The 19,814-nt window shown below is 64.3% G+C and carries 17 protein-coding genes; 7 read left to right on the top strand and 10 right to left on the bottom strand.

Annotated elements, in window-relative coordinates; all coding sequences use genetic code 11:
• The 6 genes from GPA25_RS22235 to GPA25_RS22210 all read left to right on the top strand — a co-directional run.
• Positions 1 to 1,685 (top strand): CHAT domain-containing protein (locus GPA25_RS22235; protein ID WP_169262595.1); only part of this gene is annotated, 1,685 nt, incomplete at its 5' end.
• Positions 1,686 to 1,986: 301 nt separating this feature from the next.
• Entirely contained in the window at positions 1,987 to 2,271 is a 285-nt protein-coding gene (locus GPA25_RS22230; protein WP_169262594.1) for a hypothetical protein, read from the top strand.
• A 66-nt stretch (positions 2,272 to 2,337) separates the two neighbouring features.
• Positions 2,338 to 2,604, top strand: a complete 267-nt coding sequence (locus GPA25_RS22225; RefSeq protein WP_169262593.1) for a hypothetical protein — start codon at positions 2,338 to 2,340, stop codon at positions 2,602 to 2,604.
• A gap of 123 nt (positions 2,605 to 2,727) precedes the next feature.
• A complete protein-coding gene (locus tag GPA25_RS22220) occupies positions 2,728 to 2,934 on the top strand; it encodes a hypothetical protein (RefSeq protein WP_169262580.1) in 207 nt (68 codons plus the stop codon).
• A 121-nt stretch (positions 2,935 to 3,055) separates the two neighbouring features.
• The gene (locus tag GPA25_RS22215) at positions 3,056 to 3,343 is read left to right on the top strand and encodes a hypothetical protein (RefSeq protein WP_169262592.1); all 288 of its coding nucleotides are present in this window, start codon (positions 3,056 to 3,058) and stop codon (positions 3,341 to 3,343) included.
• A gap of 75 nt (positions 3,344 to 3,418) precedes the next feature.
• Positions 3,419 to 4,186: a protein phosphatase 2C domain-containing protein gene (locus GPA25_RS22210; protein ID WP_169262591.1), complete on the top strand. Its 768-nt coding sequence runs from the start codon at positions 3,419 to 3,421 to the stop codon at positions 4,184 to 4,186.
• 26 nt (positions 4,187 to 4,212) lie between these two features.
• Here the strand turns inward: GPA25_RS22210 and GPA25_RS22205 are convergent, their stop codons facing one another.
• From GPA25_RS22205 to GPA25_RS22160, 10 genes are all read right to left on the bottom strand, one after another.
• Positions 4,213 to 5,508, bottom strand: a complete 1,296-nt coding sequence (locus GPA25_RS22205) for a sigma-54 interaction domain-containing protein (RefSeq protein ID WP_169262590.1) — start codon at positions 5,506 to 5,508, stop codon at positions 4,213 to 4,215.
• Entirely contained in the window at positions 5,505 to 8,564 is a 3,060-nt protein-coding gene (locus GPA25_RS22200; RefSeq protein WP_169262589.1) for a peptidase domain-containing ABC transporter, read from the bottom strand. The genes GPA25_RS22205 and GPA25_RS22200 overlap by 4 nt, the downstream gene beginning before the upstream one ends.
• Positions 8,565 to 8,586: 22 nt before the next feature.
• Entirely contained in the window at positions 8,587 to 9,339 is a 753-nt protein-coding gene (locus GPA25_RS22195) for a peptidylprolyl isomerase (RefSeq protein ID WP_169262588.1), read from the bottom strand.
• A gap of 33 nt (positions 9,340 to 9,372) precedes the next feature.
• Entirely contained in the window at positions 9,373 to 10,629 is a 1,257-nt protein-coding gene (locus GPA25_RS22190; protein ID WP_246266055.1) for a beta-barrel domain-containing protein, read from the bottom strand.
• A 100-nt stretch (positions 10,630 to 10,729) separates the two neighbouring features.
• The gene (locus tag GPA25_RS22185; protein WP_169262586.1) at positions 10,730 to 13,219 is read right to left on the bottom strand and encodes an FHA domain-containing protein; all 2,490 of its coding nucleotides are present in this window, start codon (positions 13,217 to 13,219) and stop codon (positions 10,730 to 10,732) included.
• A 67-nt stretch (positions 13,220 to 13,286) separates the two neighbouring features.
• Positions 13,287 to 14,726, bottom strand: a complete 1,440-nt coding sequence (locus tag GPA25_RS22180) for an efflux transporter outer membrane subunit (protein WP_246266053.1) — start codon at positions 14,724 to 14,726, stop codon at positions 13,287 to 13,289.
• A gap of 73 nt (positions 14,727 to 14,799) precedes the next feature.
• Positions 14,800 to 16,725 (bottom strand): HD domain-containing phosphohydrolase, encoded by a 1,926-nt coding sequence (locus GPA25_RS22175; protein WP_169262585.1) that lies wholly within the window; start codon positions 16,723 to 16,725, stop codon positions 14,800 to 14,802.
• A 173-nt stretch (positions 16,726 to 16,898) separates the two neighbouring features.
• A complete protein-coding gene (locus GPA25_RS22170; protein WP_169262584.1) occupies positions 16,899 to 17,183 on the bottom strand; it encodes a hypothetical protein in 285 nt (94 codons plus the stop codon).
• 79 nt (positions 17,184 to 17,262) lie between these two features.
• On the bottom strand, positions 17,263 to 17,547 hold the full coding sequence (locus GPA25_RS22165; protein WP_169262583.1) for a hypothetical protein: 285 nt from the start codon (positions 17,545 to 17,547) through the stop codon (positions 17,263 to 17,265).
• 79 nt (positions 17,548 to 17,626) lie between these two features.
• Complete coding sequence (locus GPA25_RS22160; RefSeq protein ID WP_169262582.1) at positions 17,627 to 17,923, bottom strand: hypothetical protein; 297 nt, start codon at positions 17,921 to 17,923, stop codon at positions 17,627 to 17,629.
• A gap of 518 nt (positions 17,924 to 18,441) precedes the next feature.
• Between GPA25_RS22160 and GPA25_RS22155 the strand changes: the two genes are divergently transcribed.
• The coding region (locus tag GPA25_RS22155; RefSeq protein ID WP_169262581.1) for a serine/threonine-protein kinase at positions 18,442 to 19,814 on the top strand (1,373 nt) is incomplete at its 3' end.

The raw sequence follows: 19,814 nt of genomic DNA, 5'->3' as shown, positions 1-19,814 counted from the left end.
AGGATGACCACCTCGCAGACCTGCCCGGCGCGGCAGCGGAAGGCGCGGCGATCCGCGACCTGCTCGGCGAATGCGGCTACGACGTCTCCCATGGCGACGGACTGGAAGCGCTGGACGTGTTCGCACGCCTCTTCCGCCAGCCCTGCAAAGTGCTCGTGATCGCCGCCCACGGGGTCTTCGAGGCCACTGCGCGCGACGGCACGCAGCGCACCGGTGTCGTGCTCTCCGACGGCATGCTGCTCACCGCCGCGGAGGTCGGCCAGCTGGAAGTGCCGCCGGAACTGGTGTTCCTCAACTGCTGCCATCTCGGCGCCATGAGCACCGCACCGGACGCCGCCAACCGGCTGGCTTACAGCCTCGCGCGCGAACTCATCGAAATCGGCGTGCGCTGCGTCGTGGCCGCGGGCTGGCAAGTCAATGACGACGCCGCCAAGCTGTTTGCCAGCACCTTCTTCGAAACCTTCGTGCGGCAAAGCCAGCCCTTCGGCCAGGCCGTGTTCACCGCCCGCAAGGCGGCCTGGGAACAGTTCCCGCAATACAACACCTGGGGTGCCTACCAGGCCTACGGCGACCCGCAGTACATGCTCGACCCGCCGGCCGACGAATCCGCGGACTGGATTCCCACCGGACTCGTTTCACCGGTCGAACTCGCCGACGTGCTCACCCGCATGCGCGTCGATCTCAGTCACGAGCACCGCACGATCGCCGCCGTCGAGCGCAACATCGCGGCGATTCTCGCGCATTTGCCGCCCGCCTGGCAGGACCTGCCCGACGTCCAGGCCGCCATCGGCGCGGCATATGGCGAACTCGGCGGCGACGGTTTCGACCGCGCCTGCACCGCCTACTGCCGCGCGCTCGGAGGGCAGGACAACGCCGGCCGCGTGCCGGTACGCATCATCGAACAACTCGCCAACCTCGAAGCCCGCGCCGGCGAAGCCAAGGGCGATGTCGCCCTGATCGACGCCGCCATCGCACGCCTGCAGGGGCTCATCGCACTGTCGACGCCGTTGCGCCCCGACGCGACGGCTGCCGTCAGCCCGAACATGGAACGCCACGCCGTCCTGGGCAGCGCCCTCAAGCGCAAGGCGGCCGTCATCGCCGCGACCAGCACCAACTGGGCGAAGGTCCGCGCGGTGTTGCACCAGGCCCGCGACGCCTACGCCAGCGGCGAAGGCAAGCCCGATGACCCCGGCTTCGACCCCTACCTGATGATCAACCGCCTGCAGCTCGACTGGCTGCTGCTGCGTGCCGACGATACCGCCTCGCGCGAACAGGAAGGCCGGCAGGCTGCGGCCTGTGCGCAGGCCGCGCGCCGCCTGTTTGCGCAAAGTGGCGACTTCTTCAACGCCGTCAAACCCGCCGACGCCGAACTGACCGCACGCCTGTTTGCCGGTCTCGCCGCCGAGGACGGCCCGGAACTCACGCGTATCTACGACGACGCGATTGCGCAGATCCCGCGCAGCGGCAGGAAATTCGACTCGGTGGTGAAACAGATCTGCCTGCTTGCGCGCTTCGTCGCCCTGCGCGGACAAACCGACGACGCGATGCGTGCGAAGCTGCTCGGCGGACTCGCCCGCAGCCTGAGCCAGCAGGACTGCCCGGGCCTGCCACCCGAGACACCGGACCAGCCGGCACCGAAAGGCACAACCGCCAGTCGCAGCCGCAAGAGAAAGCCCGCAAGCTAGGCTGTTGACGATGACGCGGAATCGGTGCGCGCTCCGTTCGCATCCGGGTGTTGCGATCGTCCGTACAGCGGTGCGGAAATGTGTTGGCCAGCACCCACCCAATGACGCCACCGCGCCGCGTTCGCGGGCGCGCAATCTCGCGCATTTCGTGTAAACACTTCATATTTTCAACAACTTGCAATCAAGCATGGGACAACGCCGGGGTCCTGGCACGGTCTCTGCAATAGGTCTGTCGAGCCCCGCGAAAGTGCTCGAAGCAAATACCACCCAAGCTGTAATCGACCCCCTTAGGAGAACGACCATGAAAACCCTGACGATCAATGACCTGCCGATGACCGAAGAACTGGCCCGCGAAGCGATGGCCGAAGTGCGCGGCGGCATGATGTACTTCGCCCCCTACCACTGGGGTGGCTACGACTTCTCCACCAAGAACTACTCGTTCGAAGCCGCGCAGCAGATCAACCAGGGGCAGAGCGTGGCGACCAACGTCGGCAACAACGTCGCCGTGCTGGGTGGTTTCGCCTCCCCGTCGGTGCCGGTCACTGCCACGCAGAACGCCGATATCAACAATCACGTCCACTTCTGAGCGTAAGCAAATCTGGTGGAGGCCTTCCGGCCTCCACCGATTCAAACCAAATTGAGGAGCACTACCATGTCGTCGATCATGATTCGCGATCTGGCCCTGAGCAAGGAACTCGACAACGGTGCCATGGCGGCCGTTCGTGGAGGCGCACTAGGCCCCGTCGCACACCTTCCCTTCGCAAACGTCAACGTCAACGTCGGCATCAACCAGACGGTCGCGCAATTTCAAAGCATCCAGGTCAATACCCTCAACAATGTGGGCGTGATCGGGGCCGACTTTGGCTTCCAACTGGACTTGAATCCGATTCAGTCGGCGACCGCGGCGATCACAATCTAGGGCAACGGAGGCCCGCGGCCTCCCTTGTCATGGCGACAACACCGTCCGGGGCACGCATCCAGCGTGACCTATACTGATTCAAGGGTAATCGTCGCCCCATCATTGCATCGTGAGGATCAAACCATGGCCACCATCGTTATCAAGGACTTGCCGGAAAACATGGATCTCGATCGCCAGGCGATGCTGGCGATAACCGGCGGCGCGCGTTTGCGCGGACGTCCGGCGGCAGCGGTGCGCGCGCTGGCGCGCGGCGACCGCAGCGTCGACCAGCCGCGCACCGGGCCGCAAGCGGCAAGTCGGCGCCCGGTGAAGAGCACGCTGTTCAGATAAGCATTGCGCGTTGCGCCGAAACCGCCCCCATGTCCTCCGCACTGACATGACGGCGGCGCACGCAGAAAACGTTTTCCTGCCAACCCGCACCGTTCCGCTACTGAATCAGGGGAGATACATCATGCCCGCGATCGCCATCCACGACCTCTGCATGAATCGCGTTCTGGACAACAAGGCCCTCGCGTCCATCAAGGGTGCAGGCGCCCCGTGGGTCTTCGGCTGGATCCGTCCCTTTGTGGCGGCCCAACCCAGCTTCGGCCCGACGGTCAACTTCTATCAGGTCAACAATACGTTCTATGCCGATCAGATGGTCAATCAGTTCCAGATCATCGACGTCTCGAATTCCGCCGCCAACTCGACGGTCAGCGTCGGGGTGGGCGCGAACGGCGGTGCGCTGAAGCAACAGTAACCGGGCGGCGCCCCGGGTGCGGAGCAAGGGCGCCGCACCGACGGCAACCGACCGGTCCCGACTGGCGACACCACCGTGACCTGCGCAAATCAGATCCACTGGACCTCGGCCGCGCGCTGCCATGTCGGACTGGTGCGCAAGGTCAACGAGGACGCCTTCCTGGACAGACCCGAGCGCGCGCTGTGGGCGGTGGCGGACGGCATGGGCGGGCACGACGCCGGCGATCTTGCGAGCGGCATGGTCGTCGCGGCACTGGATGGGCTGGCGCCGTGCACGGGCCTGGCGAACTTCGTCACCGAGGCGCGCGACCGCTTGCAGACCGTGAACCGGCAACTTCGAGCGGAGGCGGCCATCCGCGAAGTCTCGCTCATCGGCAGTACGGTCGTGGTCCTGCTCGCCTGCGAGCGTTCCTGTGCATACCTGTGGGCTGGCGACAGCCGGGTGTACCTCTACCGCAACGGCAGGCTCAAACTGCTCAGTCGCGACCACAGCCCGCTCGAGGAACTCAGGGCACGCGGCTATCCGACCAGCCAGGAGGCGCTTCCACCGGGCCACAATCTGATCACCCGCGCAGTCGGCGGTCTCGACACGCTCGAACTCGATCAGGGCGCCATCCTGGTCGGCGATGGGGACATCTTCCTGCTGTGCAGCGACGGATTGACCAAGCACGTGAGCGAGGACGACATCGCCGGCGCGCTCGCGCCAGGCGACTGCCGACAGGCCGCGGATGTGCTGATCGATCTCGCGCTCAAAGGCGGCGGGCGCGACAACATCACCGCGGTCGTGGTCCGCGCCGAAGATCCCGACTGCTCCGACATGACCTTGCTGAATCCGGCGCTGTGACGCGATCGCACCGTTCCCGCTGTCGCTCAGCGTTGATCCTCGCTGCGCGACGAATTCTGCTTGCGAAAGTCCTTCGACCGGATGCCGTGCTTCTTGAGCAGCGTCTGCAGATGGGAGCGGTTCATATCGCAGCGACGGGCAAGCTCGGCCACCGTTCCGCCCACTTCCTCCAGCCCCCGCTCGAGAAACATTTTCTCGGCCTCGTCGCTTGCGGCGCGTTTTGCGTCGCCGAGCGAGGCTGACGCGGCGGTCTCCACGGCCGAGGCAGGGTTCACCACCGCGGGCACTCCCGATGCGGGCCGAATATCGGGCGGCAGATGCTCCAGATCAGCCGTGTCGCCGGCAAGGCAGGAGATGCGGTAGATCAGGTTGCGCAGCTCGCGAATGTTGCCGGGATAGGCGTAGCGCAACAGGAATTCGCGCAGACGCGGCGCCATCTTGATCGGGCGTCGCTTGAGCGTTTCGGCAGCCTCGTCGCCAAAGAAGGCGAACAGCAAGGGGATCTCGTCCCGGCGCTCGCGCAACGGCGGCAGGGTCAGGTGAATGACGCTGAGCCGGTAGAAGAGATCCTCCCGAAACGTCCCGTCCACACTCAGGCGGCGCAGGTTGCGGTTGGTCGCCGCGACGATGCGGGTGTCCACCGCGATCGGCTCATCCGAGCCGACGCGCTGGATCTCATGCGATTCGAGCACCCGGAGCAACTTCACCTGGCCCGACAACGGCAGTTCGCCGATCTCGTCGAGGAAGATGGTCCCGGTGTGCGCACTTTCGAACTTGCCCTTGCGGTCGCTGACGGCGCCGGTAAACGCGCCCTTCCTGTGGCCGAACAGTTCGGACTCCAGCAGGTTTTCCGGAATCGCCCCGCAGTTGACCGAGATGTAGGGCTTGTCGGGTCGCGAGCCGTTGGCGTGGATGACTTTGGCCATCAGCTCCTTGCCGGTCCCGCTTTCGCCGTCGATGAGGACCGGCAGGTCCGTCGGCGCCGCCTTCTCCGCAATCTCCAGCGCTTCCAGCAGTTGCGGATTGTCGCCGAACGCGCCCTCGAACACGAAGCTGCGGTCGAGCAGCGCGCGGCGCCGCGCACCGGGCGCCAGATCCACCGGTGCCGCTTCCGCCGCGGCCGCCTGGACGAAGCGCTCCTTGTGCGACAGTTGCAATGCCTCGTCGCGCAACGCGTTCGCCTGCCGCAGCAGCTTCTCGATCTCGGGCCGCGCGAGCGTCGATGCCCAGCGCAGCGTCGAACGCAGGATCTCGATCTTCTCGAGCAGTCCCGCGTACGAGATCGCCGAACTGCCACGTGCGGCCGGGGGAAGGATCTTCATGCCGCCGCCAGCTGTTTCTGCACCAGTTGGTAATACATGCCGCGCCTCTCGACGAGTTCCTCGTGGCGCCCCTGCTCGACGATCGCTCCCTCGTAGAGCACCAGGATCTTGTCGGCGCGCATGATCGTGGAGAGCCGGTGCGCGATGATGACGGCGGTGCGCCCCGCGAGGATGTCGTGCATGTTGCCGATGATGTTGCTCTCCGACTGGGTGTCCAGCGCCGAGGTCGCCTCGTCGAACACCAGCAGGCGCGGGTCGTGGTACAGCGCACGCGCGATGCACAGGCGCTGGATCTGGCCGCCGGAGAGGCCCACGCCGCGCTCGCCGACGATCTGCTCGTAGCCCAGCGGCATTTTGCGGATGAAGGCGTGGGCGTCGGCCATCTTCGCCACTTCCTCGATGCGCCGGCGATCGGGCGTCTCGTCGCCGCTGGCGATGTTCTCGGCGATGGTCCCCGAGAACAGCAGATTGCTCTGCATCACGTAGCCGACCTGGGCGCGGTAGTACTCCTTGTCGATCACGCTCATGTCGTAGCCGTCCACCATCAGCCGGCCCTCCGTCGGCGGGTAGAAGCCGACGAGCAATTTCGCCAGCGTCGTTTTCCCCGAGCCGCTGCGACCGACAATGGCGACCAGTTCCCCCGGCTTGATGTCGAAGCTGATGTTCTCGAGCACATACGGCGTTTCATTGCCGTCGTAGCGGAAATACACGCCTTCGAGACTGATCTGGCCCTGCAGGTCCGGCAGCACGACGCGCGAGGCGACGTCCTCGGGGCGCTGTTCCGGCTCCATGTCGAGCACATCGCCGAGGCGCTCCATCGCGACCCCCGCATCGTTAACCTGGCTCCACAGCGCGACCAGTCCCATCAGGGGCGCCAGCACGCTGCCCATCAGGGCGTTGAACGCCATCAGCTGGCCGATGGTGAGCTGGTGCGCCAGTACCTGACTGGCGCCGACCCACAGGATGGCGATCGTCGTGGCCGCATTGAGCAACTGACTGACAAAACCGACCCCGACATTGAACATCTGCGCCCGGTACTGCACCGCGAGCGCCTTGGCGTATTTCTTCTCCCACTTCAGGCGCACCGGACGCTCGATGCCCATGCCCTTGATGGTCTCCACCCCGCCCAAGGCCTCCATCAGATAGGCCTTCGCGTCCGTGGAGGTGCTGAACACCTCGCGCGCGTAGTTCTTGATCTTCGGCGTCACCACCACCGTCAACACCATGATCGGGATGACAAAACCGATCAGCAGCAAGGTCATCTGCACGTTGTAGAGGAACAGGATGGTGAAGTAGATGAATACCATCAGCAGGTTGAGCACCGTGGTGACGGTCGATTCGGTGAGGAACGCCCGGATCGTCTGGTTTTCCTGGAAGCGCGCGAAAATATCGCCGGTCTTGCGTTTGGCAAAGAATGAGAATGGCAGCGACAGCGTGTGCTTGAAGAACTGCGACATCATCATGAAGTCCATGTTGCGCACCATGAAGTTCGCGAGAAATGCGCGGACGGTCGACATGATGTGCGTCGAGACGCTCGTGATGATCAGCCCGGTAATCAACAGGTGCAGCAGGCTCACGTTCTCGTGAACGATCACGCCGTCGAGGATGTTCTGGATGATCAGCGGCGGCACCACCCCCAGCACCTGGATCACGAAGGTCGCCATGACGAGGTGGGCGAGGATCTTCCGGTAGGGTCGCAGATAGCCGACGAAGCGCACCCACGGCGAGCGCGATGCCGCCATCTGCACCTGATTCTGCCCGGGCGTGAACAGCAGGCAGGTGCCGCTCCAGCCGCGCTCGAACTCTTCGATGGCGATCTGGCGGAAGCCGAGCGCCGGGTCCGCGACCCACACCTGCTTCTTCGAGACGCCGTACACCACGACGTAGTGGTAGCCCTCCCAATGCACGATGAAGGGCAGCTCGAAACCGAGCAGCGCATCGAAGGTGCATTGCACGCCGCGCGTCGTGAAACCGAGCGATTCGCCCGCGCGCGCGAGGCTTTCCAGCGTCGCGCCCTGCGTCGTGACGTTGGCCAGTTCGCGCAGTTTGCCGAGCGTCATCGGGATGTCGTAGTGGCGGCAGATCATCGCCAGACAGGCCGCGCCGCAGTCCATCTCTTCGGCCTGTTCGACCAGCGCGAAACGCCGCACCACCCGCTCGCCCATCTCCGGCTTGGACTGCAGATCGAGCGTGACCCGCAGCTTGCGTCGCTGCGCGAGCTTTTTCTGGCGCTCCAGCTCCTTTTCGACAAAACGGATCCGCTCCTCGAGCACTTCGCGCAGCTTGGGGTTGCGCTCCAGAATCTGATGAACGGACTTCTCGGGCACGACCAGCAGCGTGGTGTCGACCGTCGCGATCACCGAGGCCATCTGTTCCTGACGCATCAGGCAGGCCTTCTCGCCGAAGATCTCGCCCTGGCGCAGCGTCGCAATCACATACTCGCTGCCCTGCTCGCTGCGCACCAGGCGCACTTCGCCGTGGCGTACCACGTACAGCCGGCGGTCTTCGCGCCCATCCTGCTTCAGGATCTCCTTGCCCGCGGCGACGCGCTTGACGCCGACGCTGCGCACGAGCTCCTCCAGCTCGCGCTTGTCGACCTTGCCGCGCAGATCGAACAGGCGGGCCACCACGCCGCCCGCTGACCCGATCGCGACATAGCTGGTGATGAACGCCAGTGCGGCGGGATTGCGCGCGATGATCGGTTCGACCGCCTTGCGGGGGATGAACAGCAACTCGGTCTTGGCCGAGGCGCGCGCCGAGAGTTCGTGGCGGTAGTCGCGCAGCATCGCCATCTCGGCCACGACTTCGCCCGTCTTGCGCACGCCAAGGCTCACTTCCTTGCCGTGCTCGTCGGCAAAGACGCGCACCGAGCCGGAGCGGATCACGAACACGCCCTCGGCGGGCTCGCCGGTATTACAGACCGCTTCGCCGAAGGCGAGGAAGCGCGACTGGCACTGCTCGGCCAGACGCTCGATCTCCTCGCGCGTGAAGGGCGACAGCAGCTCGACGGACGACAGGAAGTCGGCGAGGGATTCCACTTTCGGCGGCGCGTCCATGGTGTGTCACCCTTTGGCGGTGCTAACGCATTTCGATGATGTGTTCCTGCGCCCGCGCGGCCAGCCAGGCTTCACGCAACAGGCGCCGCACCTCGGCCGCGGTGTCCTCGTCGAGCCGCGCCGGGTTCTTCGCGTTCACCTGAAAGATCTCGAAGAAGGACCGGTCGCCCGCGGCGAACGGCCCGAGCAGGTCGCCGACCGCAGCATTGAAGACTTTGGCCTCGACCTCGGTCTTCAGCGAACCACGCAGCACCTTGCCGATGAAGCCCCCCTGCTCGCGCGTGTCGGCGATCGAGTGTTCGCGCGCCAGCTCGGCGAAACTGTCTGGATCGTCGCCCAGCAGGGACATCATTTCCTTCGCCTGCCCCTCCGTCTCGAGCACGATATGGCTCACCTCGATGCTGTCGAAGCGCGGCGAGTTGAGCTGGAAGTATTCCTCCATCGCCCGGTCGCTACAGACGCGCTGCATCATCTTCTCCTGGTACAGCCCGTCGACGATGAAGGTCTCGAACTCGTCCAGACTCACCCCCAGCCCGTCGAGGTAGTGATTCATGTCGGCGGCCCGGTGCAGGCCCAGGACCCGGCGAAACTGATCGGCGCGCTCCTGAATTTCTTCCGCCGGCACCGGAATTCCCTGCTTCTTCGCCGCATGGACGGTGACCTTGTCGCGGACGATTTCGTCGACGAGACTCTCGAAGCGTCCCGTGAGCTTCAAGATCCGGACGAATTCCTCGGTGCCGATGGCTTCATCGTCGATTCGCACTAACGCCGTCATGACATGTGCTCCTTGGTGTAAGCGCCTGATGGCTCAGCCGCTGATCTGGCGGAACGGATCCAGCGCGAGGTCGATCACGCGGCGCTCGCGTACGACGATCTCCGCGGTTGCCGTCATCCCGTAACGCACCGGGTACTTCGTGTCCTCGACCAGATAGCTATCGCGTTCGAGCGTCACGTGTCCCTCGTAGACCGGCTCCTTGGATTGCGCCGCGGGGGCCGTCGCCGGCGAAATGAATTCGAGCGTGCCGTTGATGAGGCCGTAGCGCTGATACGGAAACGCGCTGAACTTCAGCTTGACCGGAAGCCCCTCGCGCAGGAAGGCTCGGTCGCGCTCGGCGATCTGCAGCTTGATCACGGCGCGCGCGTCCTTCGGCGCGATGCCGCCGAGCGGCGTATTCGCCTGAATCTTGTCTCCGGCCTGAGTGGCGCTGACGTCCGTGATGACGCCCGAGACCGGCGCGAGGATCAGCAGGAAGTTGTCCTTGTCGATATTTTCAAACCGGATCCGTTCGGCGGCGTTGGCCGCGAGCCGGGCGGTCTGCAGCTGCAGCCGCAGCTTGTCCTCTTCGTTGGCCACGTCCTTGGTGGCCGCGTCGTACTGAATGCGAAACCGCGTCAGGTCCTGGTCACTGCTCTCGAGCTCGGCGCTCGCCCGTGCGCTTTCCTGGCTCAGGCGAAAGTCGAGTTCCCCGAGTTTGGACTGCGCCACCCGAAACGCATTTTCCGCCGCGAGATAGGTGGTCTTCTTTGCTTCGACCTGCAACTCCGACACGCCTCCGCCGCCCGGCAGCGCGAACAGCCGCTGGAACCTGTCCAGTTCCGATCTGGCCGCGTCGCGCGCCCGGCGCGTGTTGTCCAGCTCGCTGCGGGCCTGCTGCAACTGCGCCTTCTGGCCCTCGGCCAGCTTGCTCGTGCCTTCCGACACGCGCTTCTCATGCACATGCAACGCCGCCTCGATCTGCTGCTTCAAGGCGGCGGCCTTGCGCTCGAGCAGCGCCTTCTTCTCGGGGAACTGCTTCCATTCACGCTCGGCATCCTCGAGTTTCAATTGCGCTTCGAGCGCATGGGTCGCGGCCTCGACCGCCCCGCGGGCGTTGAGCCGCGCGAGCACGTCGCCCTTCGATACCGGCTGCCCCGCCTCCATGTAGATATCCGCCAGCTCGCCATCGATCGGGGCGTAGACGCGCCTGACGTCCGACTCGGGCGCGAGGACGCCGTGCGCCGTCACGATCACGTCGGCGCGGCCGACGAAGGACCAGATCAAGGCAGCCACCACCAAGGCCAGCATCGCAATGACGAGTGCCTGGCTGAAGCGCCCGGGCTCCGCGGTGAGGATGTCGATGCCCTCGGCACTGTGATCCTCGAGGGCCTCGGTCAGCGGTCTCAGGTTACTTTCGTTCTTCATCGCTCCGGCCTCCGATCAGCGCCAGCTTGGCCTTGAGCAAGCCGGGCTCCAGCACCATGTGCAGTTCCTGCAGCGACCGTCGTTGCAGCTCGGCTTCCGCGGTGATCTCGTCCTCGACTTTGGTCCATTGCGCGGCCACGTCCGCATTGAGCAGCTTGTAGATCCGCATGCCTTGTTGCACCTCGGCCTGTGCGTCGGAGAGCAGACGCGCCTGCGCGCGGAATGCTCCCGAGATGCCCGACTCGAGCCGATGTTCGCCGCCGATCCCGCCGCGGTCCCGGTACTGGCGCCACAGCGCCTGGGCCCGGTTCACCAGTTCGTGCGCGCGTGCCAGCGCCTTGTCGCGATAGGCGCGCACCTCCGTCTCGGTGGCGCGGACGAACCAGACGTCTTCGTCGGCATCGAGCGACGCGTAAAACGCGAGCAGACGCTCATCGTAGTCCTTGCCGCCACGCGCCTGCTGCAGCTCCTTGAACTGCTGCTGCACGACCTTCTTGTGCTCGAGCTGGCTTGCCGCCACGTCCGCCCACGGCCCGGTCGCGATCCCCTGCAAACCGGCGAGCGCCTGCTCCGCATTACCTTCGTGCCAGGCCCGCGAGGCTGCCCGATACTGGTTCACGACCTCCGGGGACGGCAGTCGCGTTGCGCCGAGCTTGCCGAACTGATCCTGAAAGGGTGGCGTCGCAAAGCGGGTCTTCTCCAGCGCCGCAATGAGTGGGCCCAGGGCGCGCGCGCGCAGAGCGCTGTCCAGCGCGAGGTATTGGCGCAGATCCTCGCGCAGGCGGTCCAGACCGGCGAGCCGCGGATACTTCTCGGCATACTCGTTCAGCACCGCATCCAGCGTCTCGGGCTGGTCCTTGCCCAGCTCCGTCGCGATGCTTGCATTCAGCCGCTCGACCGCGGCGAGATACACCGACTCATCGCTTTCCAGTTTGCGCAGGTCGGTCAGTGCCTCGGCATGGATTTCCTTGAATTCCGGCACCTGGGCCGCGATTTGCGCAAGCGCTCGCTGGTGTCCCTTGGCGTCGGCGTTCCAGCGCTGCAACAGCGCCTTGATCTTGTCCTCGTCCGCGTAGATGCGGATGGGCGCGTCGGCGCCTCCGCGGGCGAGCATGAACTGCTCGAGCGCGCCGATCCATTCGAGCTCTCCCAGCAGCGCCTGCGCGTCCGCGTTGTGGCTGGCATGCGTTTTCATGTCGGCGAGAATCGCCGCCGCGCGATCGAAACCACCCGCTTTCAGGCTCCCCAGCCACTCGGGGAGCCTCGCCTTGAGCAGCGCCTCGGTACCGAGAGCCTTCACGGTCGCATCATCTGGGTCGCGCGTCAGGTATTCGTCCGCCACCGTCACCGCCCGCGCGTAGTCGCCGTCGGCAACCAGCCCCTTGAGTTCGCGTTCGCCCGAGCCCGCGAAATACACGCCCGCCGCGATCACCACGAGCAGCGCGAGGGCCGGGATTCCCCAGCGCATCGCGAGTTTTGCCGCTCCGCCGTCGCTGCCCGCAAAGGCCTTGCCCAGTTCGCGCAGGAAGATCACCGCCCGGCGCTGTTCACGCGGATTCGCCGGCCCCGGGTGATCGTCGCGGCCTTGCACGGCCTCGTTGTTGAGCTCGTCCTGCACGGGCGCAGGGTCAATACAGAAGATGTCGAGGAAGGAGTCGGCCGCCGCAATGAAGGTCGTCCTGTCCGCATTGTCCCCGCCGTCCACCGCGCCCTCGGCCAGCGCGCTGAACTTGGTCAGCGTGGGCTCGGTTTCGAGTTCCCGCTCCAGACTGACGGTGTACACAAAGTGGCTGCCGGCAAACCCGAGCACGTCGCCATCGCGCAGTTCGACGGCATGCTCGTCGAGCCGCACGCCGCCGACAAATGTCCCGTTGGTGCTGCCCAGATCCTCGACGAAGGGCGCGCCACCTTTCAGGAAAATATGCGCATGTCGGCGCGAAACATAATTCACCTGGTGCGGGCTCGCCTCCTTGTAACGCGCAAATACCTCGTCGGCTTTACTGATCAGGAACGGAAAGCGGGCAATCACGATCGGCTGCAGTCCGAGGTCATCGCGCGCGGGCGTCAGCGTCAGGCTCAGCAGCGTTCCGGCACGCCGCGGTTTCGCCGCGCGCGCCGTGATCTGCACGCGATACGTCAGCGTGCCGCCCAAGCCAAGTTCGTCGCGGTCGTACAGCCTGCACGGTTTGTCGTGCACCGCGCCGCCATTGACGGTCGTCCCGTTCTTGCTGCCCAGATCCGCAACGTAAAGCGCGCCGCCCTCCCAGAAAATCCGTGCGTGCCGACGCGACAGTTCAGCGACGATTTCGCGGTCATACGACCCGAACGGCGGCTCGTTGCGCCCGATCGGGAACAGGTTCTCCTCGATGAGGATTTCGCCCAGTTCCGGATGGGATTTGGGCTTGAGGCGAACCGTGAACTCCTGTTCGGCCGTGGCCTGAATCTCAGCGGAAAAAACCTCGTCAGCGCTCATGTCCCCGCTCATGTCTCGATACCAAGGTCATTTCTGGCGCCTCACTTGAGCGCCTCATGCGAGTATCTCAGTTGCGTGCATTCGCAACCTCCATCGTCGGCCAGCCGCCGCCGAGGGCCTTGTAGAGGACCACGGTGTCGGACAGGATCTGCTGGTGATTGGCAAGCAGGGAAAGTTGTGCCGCCAGCAGCGAGCGTTCCGTCTCGAAAACCTCCAGCTGGGACACCACGCCCTCCTTCAACTGGGCTTCGGTCTGTGCGGCAACGATCTTCAACTGGTCGATCTGCTGCTGCAATTCCGTTCTCTGCTGCTTGTGCGCATCGAGATTCACCAGCGCGTTCTCCACTTCCTCGAAGGCCCCGATGACGGTGCGCTGGTAGTCGTGCTCGACGACCTTGATCTGGGCTTCGCTCGTCTTCACGCGGGCCTTGACGCTCGGGTCGAGCAAGGGGATGTTGATGCTAGGCAGAAAGCCGAAGGTGAACGATTTCAGCAAATCGCCGAGGGCGAAGCTGGAGGTGCCGCCGCGCGCGGTCAGGCTGATCGTCGGCAGCTGCGCCAGCTTGGCCTGTCCGACGAGGTTGTGGGCTTGCAGCACGCGGAACTCGGCGGCGACGATGTCGGGCCGGCGCGCGAGCAGCACCGAAGGGATGCCGGCCGGCACCGCCGGCAGTTCGACCCGATCCTGCAGGCGCCCCACCGGCACGGTGAATTCGCCCGCCGGCACACCCAGCAAGGTGGCAAGGGCGTTGCCTGCCAGATCGCGCGAGCGGCGCAATTCAAGCAGATCGTGGCTCAGCCGGTTGATCTCCGCGCGCTGGCGCAATACCTGGGTGTTGGGGACCAAGCCATTCTTGTACATCGCCTCGTAGGTGACGAGGATCTGCCTGTTCTTGCCGAGTGCACGTTGCTGCTGGTCGATCTGCTCGTCCAGCTGCAGGATCTGGAAATAAGTCGTCGACACGTCGGAGACGAGCTTCAGGTATCCCGCCCGCCAGTCGGCCTCGGATGCGCGATACTCGGCGGTCTGTGCCTGAACGCCCTTTTCGACCTTGCCCCAGATGTCGATTTCCCAGTTGAGCTGGGTGCCGAGGTTGTACTGGGTGACGGATTTCTGACCCGTGCTCTTCTCGACGCTCGCGCCTGCGCCGAGATCGAGCGTCGGCAGCGCCCCGGCACGCGCTTCGCCGATCTGTGCGCTGGCGACCTGGATGCGCGCGGCGAGGATCTTGACGTCGAAGTTTCCCGCGATCGCCTTGTTGATCAGCTCGTCCAGATACGGGTCGCGAAACTCCCGCCACCAGTCCGGCGCGATCGTCTCCGCAGCCGAGACCGTTTGCCGCGACCACGCGGCCTTACCGGGCGTCTCGGGACGTTCGAATTCGGTGAGGCGCACATCGGCACAGCCGCCCGCGAGCAGCACCCACACGCCGACCAGCAGCGCATGCACGAATGCGGAACGGGACTCGGGCTCGACAGATGGTGCGCCCAAGCTCATCGGTTTCATCACGCTTCCTCCTGCCACCCGAAATGTCACGCTGCTCACAACGAAGCCTCGTCTGTTTTCGCGGACGCGCGACCTAGGTCGTGGCCCACACCTTCGATTCGACAAACACCTTGAACAGCCGCGAATCGATGTGTCCCGCCCGACACTCCCCATCCAGCAGCTCCAGCGCCTGTTCCAGCGGCACGGCCTTCTTGTACGGACGGTCTCCTGCGGTCAGCGCGTCGTAGATGTCGCAGATCGTCAGGATGCGGGTCTGAATGCTGATCTGCCCGCCACGCAGTCCCATCGGATAGCCCGAGCCATCCAGCTTCTCGTGGTGACCGTGGGCGATCGCCGGAACACCGGCCAGGTCATGCGTCCACGGAATCAGGATCAGGAACGAATAGGAATCGGCCACGTGCGATTCAATCTGCAGGCGCTCGTCGGCGGTCAGGCAGCCTTTCGATACGCCGAGCGCCAGGTGCTCATGCTGCTCCAGCAGGGGCACGCAGGCGCCGTCCCGCTCCCTGTAGGTATAGTCGAGAATTGCGTCCAGCTCGCGCGGCGCTTCGGTGTACGAGATCGCGGGTTCGTTGGCACGACGGATGGCCGAGAGAAATTCGTCCAGGCGCGCGAATTCCTCGTGCAAGTCCTGTTCGATCCGCCGCTTCTCCTCGCGAAATGCCGTGATGCCCAACTCGCGCTCGCACTGCCGCTCGGCCAGTTGCCGATACGCCTCTCGCTCCAGGCAGGCGCACGCGTACTTGAAGCGTTGCTCGAGCAGGCGCATATCCGCGTGGTGAAGTTTCTTCTCCTTGCGCAAAACGTGCTCACGCACACCGACCTTGCCGAAGTCATGCAGGAGTGCCGCATAGCGAATCTCGCGCACTTGATCCTTGGTGAAGGCGATGTGGCGCAATTCGTTGCCATCCGCACGATCCACCGCCTTGGCCAGGGTTTCGGCGTAATGCGCGACGCGGAAGGAGTGCCCGGCGGTCACCGGATCACGCTCCTCGATGGCCTGGACCGAGGCGCGGACGAATCCGTCCAGCAGGCGCTCGATATCCGAATACAACTGGAAGTTCTTCAGGGCGACCGCCGTTTCCGCACACACACCGGTGAGCATTTCGAGGTCCTGCCCCTTGAATGCATAGGGATCCGAAGACGTGTCGACCTGAATCAATCCCAACACCTCGCCTTCCAGCAGAAGCGGGACACACATGACGCTACGGATGGCCTGGTCAACAATCGATTCCTGGGATCCGAAGTAGCGATCCGCCAAGGTATCGACCGAAAGAATCGACAGCTTTTTGTTTAGCACCTCATCAACGATAGTGCGAGAAATTCGCAACTGCTCCGCATCCTCAATCGCGCCGTCGCGCCGGCGCGCCGCCACCGGCACCGGCGCCTCGCCGCGGTTTTTCGTCAGCATGATGAAGGCGCGCTCGGCCAGCGGAAACAACTCGAAGATCAGGTTCATGATCTTCTCGATCAAGGTCGCGCTATTGGTCACCGCACCCACGGCGATGCCGACCTGCGCCATCGCATGGAGCTTGCGGATGGTGAGCTGTACGTCGACGTGCGCCGCATCCGGCGGAAGCTCCAGCACCTTGGCGTACTGCGTCGCGTCAACCGTTTGCTTGATCACGGTCGGGATGCTTTCGCGATCCGGCGTGAGCAGGGAGTGGAACACGATGAGCGCCGACGCGACGGACAACTCGTCACCATCGTGAAGCGGGTGCCAGGCGCCCGGTTGCAGGCGCTGGCCCAGCACGAAGGTGCCATTGAACGAGTGGAGGTCCTCGACGAAGTAGGCCCCGCTGCGCAGCCGGATGCGGGCGTGGCGCCGACTGACAGTGTGTTCGGGGATACACAGGAAGCGGTCCGACGCCAGCGAGTCCTGGGGATCCCGGCCGATGAGCACTTCCTCGTGAAGGGGGAACACCGTGCCCGTGCCGGTCACCTCCAGATAAGCCATCACTGGACTGGCGGACTCGGGAACGATCCTTGTGTGTTGCATTCCCCCTCCTCCCGCATGCGCCGGACGCACGATTCCATCGATATTCGACCTTGCATAACTGGACCGGTTCCGGCCGGGACGCGACTCGCACAATGACGTCATCGGCCGCTGCTGGTCCGTGCGGAGTCGGACGCTGCAGCGGAGGCCGCGGGCCTCCGCGCAGGCGAGGGCCATCAGAAATGCACGTCGTTGCTGATGTTGGCGTTCTGCGTCGCGGTGACCGGCACCGACGGGGAGGCGAAACCACCCAGCACGGCGACGTTATTGCCGACGTTGGTCGCCACGCTCTGGCCCTGGTTGATCTGCTGCAGGGCGTTGAACGAGGCGTTCTTGATGGAAGCGTCGTAGCCCCCCCAGTGGTAGGGAGCGAAGTACATCATGCCGCCGCGCACTTCGGCCATCGCTTCGCGGGCCAGTTCTTCGGTCATCGGCAGGTCATTGATCGTCAGGGTTTTCATGGTCGTTCTCCTAAGGGGTCGATTGCAGCTCGGGGGTGTTGCTGCGGAGGCTGTCAGCCTCCGCACACGCAAGGGATGATCAGAAATGCACGTCGTTGTTGATGTTGGCAGTCTGCGTGGCCGTCACCGGCACCGACGGGGAGGCGAAGCCACCCAGCACGGCAACGTTGTTGCCGACGTTGGTCACCACGCTCTGGCCCTGGTTGATCTGCTGGGCAGCATCGAACGAGAAGTTCTTGGTCGAGGCGTCGTAGCCCCCCCAGTGGTAGGGAGCGAAGTACATAATGCCGCCGCGCACTTCGGCCATCGCTTCGCGGGCCAGTTCTTCGGTCATCGGCAGGTCATTGATGGTCAGGGTTTTCATGGTCGTTCTCCTAAGGGGTCGATTGCAGCTCGGGGGTGTTGCCGCGGAGGCTGTCAGCCTCCGCACACGCAAGGGATGTTCAGAAATGCACGTCGTTGTTGATGTTGGCAGTCTGCGTGGCCGTCACCGGCACCGACGGAGAGGCGAAGCCACCCAGCACGGCAACGTTGTTGCCGACGTTGGTCACCACGCTCTGGCCCTGATTGATCTGCTGCGCGGCATCGAACGAGAAGTTTTTCGTCGAGGCATCGACGTGGCCGCCCCAGTAGTAGGGGGCGACGAGGGCACCGTACATCATGCCGCCGCGCACTTCGGCCATCGCCTCGCGGCCCAGTTCTTCGGTCATCGGCAGGTCATTGATCATCAGGGTTTTCATGGCAGTTCTCCTAAGGGGTCGATTACAGCTTGGGGTCTTGCTTGGAGCACTTTCGCGCGCTCAGCAGACCTATTGCAGGGACCATGCCAGGCCTGCAACAGCACCCTCTGCACAACTGCAAGCCATTGAAAACACTAATTTTTCTCACATAGCAAGGAAATTTTCGCGCGCACGGACGCAGCGCGGCGGCGCTGACTGGTGGGTTGCGCCAAACAGATCTCGACAGCACTGTCTGGTAGCACGCAACACCTCAATGCCCATCGGTGTCGCACGGCGCGCGCAAACGATTGCAGCCTCGCGCCGTACACCGGCCAAACTCATGGATATGGGCTATATTTTTGTTGGAAGCTCCGATTGGGGAATTGCTGCACGGTGATGCATGGGCGCTTTCCTTGCCCGACCAGGCACCTTAATGCGCACCCGTCAATCAACCCGCACCACTGCCCGGTTCATCCTCGCCAGTTCGACCGGGCGAGAACGTGAGCCCGAAAGACTCGTGGCCAAGTGAGGGGAAGCGGATGGCTAGTCTTTCGCACGCGATTCACGCCTTTCAGGCCGGGGGCCTGTCGAACAACGAGTTCTTCGCGCAGATCGACCGCGTCCTCGCGACGGAAAAAACCGATTACTCCCAGCTCCTGGAAGTCCTTAGCGAAGAGAACACCAAGTTTCCGCTGCCGCCCGAGGTGTACGCGGAGGTGCATCGACGTATCGAACACCTGTCGGAACCGGAGCAGAACCCGGCTGCCGATCAAACCCGCATGCTGATAAATCCCAACGCGCAATTCCCGCCAGCGGGTGCCGCAGCGCAGCCCTCCCCCGCGGACGCCGAACCGGACCGGGTCAAGGCCGTCGGCGATACGATCAAGGGTCGCTTCCTGCTGCAGGAATGCATCGGTTTCGGCGGCATGGGCACGGTGTACAAGGCACTGGACCTGCGCAAGCTCGAGGCCTCCGACCGCAATCCGTATATCGCGATCAAGGTCCTGAACGTTCAGTTCCGTGGCCATCCGAAATCCCTGATCGCCTTGCAGCGCGAAGCCAAGAAGGCTCAGACGCTCGCCCATCCGAACATCGTCACGGTGTATGACTTCGATCGCGACGGATCGATGGTGTACCTGACCATGGAGTACCTGGCGGGTAAGTCCCTGAGTCGCCTGCTGCATTCGCCGGATTTCCACGGCATGCCCTACCCGGAGGCGCTATCCATCATCACGGGGATGGCCAACGCCTTGTCCTATGCGCACGAGCGCGGCTTCGTCCATTGCGACTTCAAGCCGGCGAATGTTTTTCTGACTGACAACGGGCAGGTCAAGATCATCGATTTCGGCATCGCGCGTGTCTTCCGCCGATCGGAGGAAGAAGCCGAAGCCACGGTTTTCGATGCGGGCAGCCTGGGCGGCCTGACCCCGGCATATGCGAGTCCGGAAATACTCGAGCACCGCGAACCCGATCCGCGCGATGACATTTACGCCCTCGCCTGCATCTCCTACGAATTGCTTACCGGCACGCATCCGTTCGGACGCCTGCCGGCGACGCAGGCACGCAATGCCGGCCTGCGGCCGCAACGTCCCAAGAAACTGCCCTCCCTGCAATGGCGCGCATTGCGGGCCGCGCTGTCGTTCGATCGCGAAACGCGAACCCGCAGCGTCGCGCAATTCCTTGTCGGGATGAGAGGCGACCGTCCAATCACGATGCCTGTGGTGATCGGTCTGGCTAGCGTCGCGACGGCAGCACTCCTGGCCGCCGCGCTCAGCTACTTTTGGGAACCTTCAACGAGTTCCGAGTCGTCGGAAACCGCGGAGGGAGCACCAGCGGCGCCTGCCGTGAGCGCCCCGCAGAAAGAGCCCCCAAAGCCGACCGCAGAGCCCGCCACACCACCGCCCGCCGCACC

Origin of the sequence: Aromatoleum diolicum, assembly GCF_012910955.1 — a bacterium.
GTDB lineage: Bacteria > Pseudomonadota > Gammaproteobacteria > Burkholderiales > Rhodocyclaceae > Aromatoleum > Aromatoleum diolicum.
The sequence above is the reverse complement of the archived record's forward strand: the minus strand, read 5'-3'. Positions and strand labels throughout refer to the sequence as shown.

Bases quoted from the DNA above. Each gene is read 5' to 3' on its own strand.
- GPA25_RS22230 (WP_169262594.1), top strand. From the start codon at position 1,987: ATGAAAACCCTGACGATCAATGACCTGCCGATGACCGAAGAACTGGCC.
- GPA25_RS22225 (WP_169262593.1), top strand. From the start codon at position 2,338: ATGTCGTCGATCATGATTCGCGATCTGGCCCTGAGCAAGGAACTCGAC.
- GPA25_RS22220 (WP_169262580.1), top strand. From the start codon at position 2,728: ATGGCCACCATCGTTATCAAGGACTTGCCGGAAAACATGGATCTCGAT.
- GPA25_RS22215 (WP_169262592.1), top strand. From the start codon at position 3,056: ATGCCCGCGATCGCCATCCACGACCTCTGCATGAATCGCGTTCTGGAC.
- GPA25_RS22205 (WP_169262590.1), bottom strand. From the start codon at position 5,508: ATGAAGATCCTTCCCCCGGCCGCACGTGGCAGTTCGGCGATCTCGTAC.
- GPA25_RS22200 (WP_169262589.1), bottom strand. From the start codon at position 8,564: ATGGACGCGCCGCCGAAAGTGGAATCCCTCGCCGACTTCCTGTCGTCC.
- GPA25_RS22195 (WP_169262588.1), bottom strand. From the start codon at position 9,339: ATGACGGCGTTAGTGCGAATCGACGATGAAGCCATCGGCACCGAGGAA.
- GPA25_RS22190 (WP_246266055.1), bottom strand. From the start codon at position 10,629: ATGCTGGCCTTGGTGGTGGCTGCCTTGATCTGGTCCTTCGTCGGCCGC.
- GPA25_RS22185 (WP_169262586.1), bottom strand. From the start codon at position 13,219: ATGAGCGCTGACGAGGTTTTTTCCGCTGAGATTCAGGCCACGGCCGAA.
- GPA25_RS22180 (WP_246266053.1), bottom strand. From the start codon at position 14,726: ATGAAACCGATGAGCTTGGGCGCACCATCTGTCGAGCCCGAGTCCCGT.
- GPA25_RS22175 (WP_169262585.1), bottom strand. From the start codon at position 16,725: ATGCAACACACAAGGATCGTTCCCGAGTCCGCCAGTCCAGTGATGGCT.
- GPA25_RS22170 (WP_169262584.1), bottom strand. From the start codon at position 17,183: ATGAAAACCCTGACGATCAATGACCTGCCGATGACCGAAGAACTGGCC.
- GPA25_RS22165 (WP_169262583.1), bottom strand. From the start codon at position 17,547: ATGAAAACCCTGACCATCAATGACCTGCCGATGACCGAAGAACTGGCC.
- GPA25_RS22160 (WP_169262582.1), bottom strand. From the start codon at position 17,923: ATGAAAACCCTGATGATCAATGACCTGCCGATGACCGAAGAACTGGGC.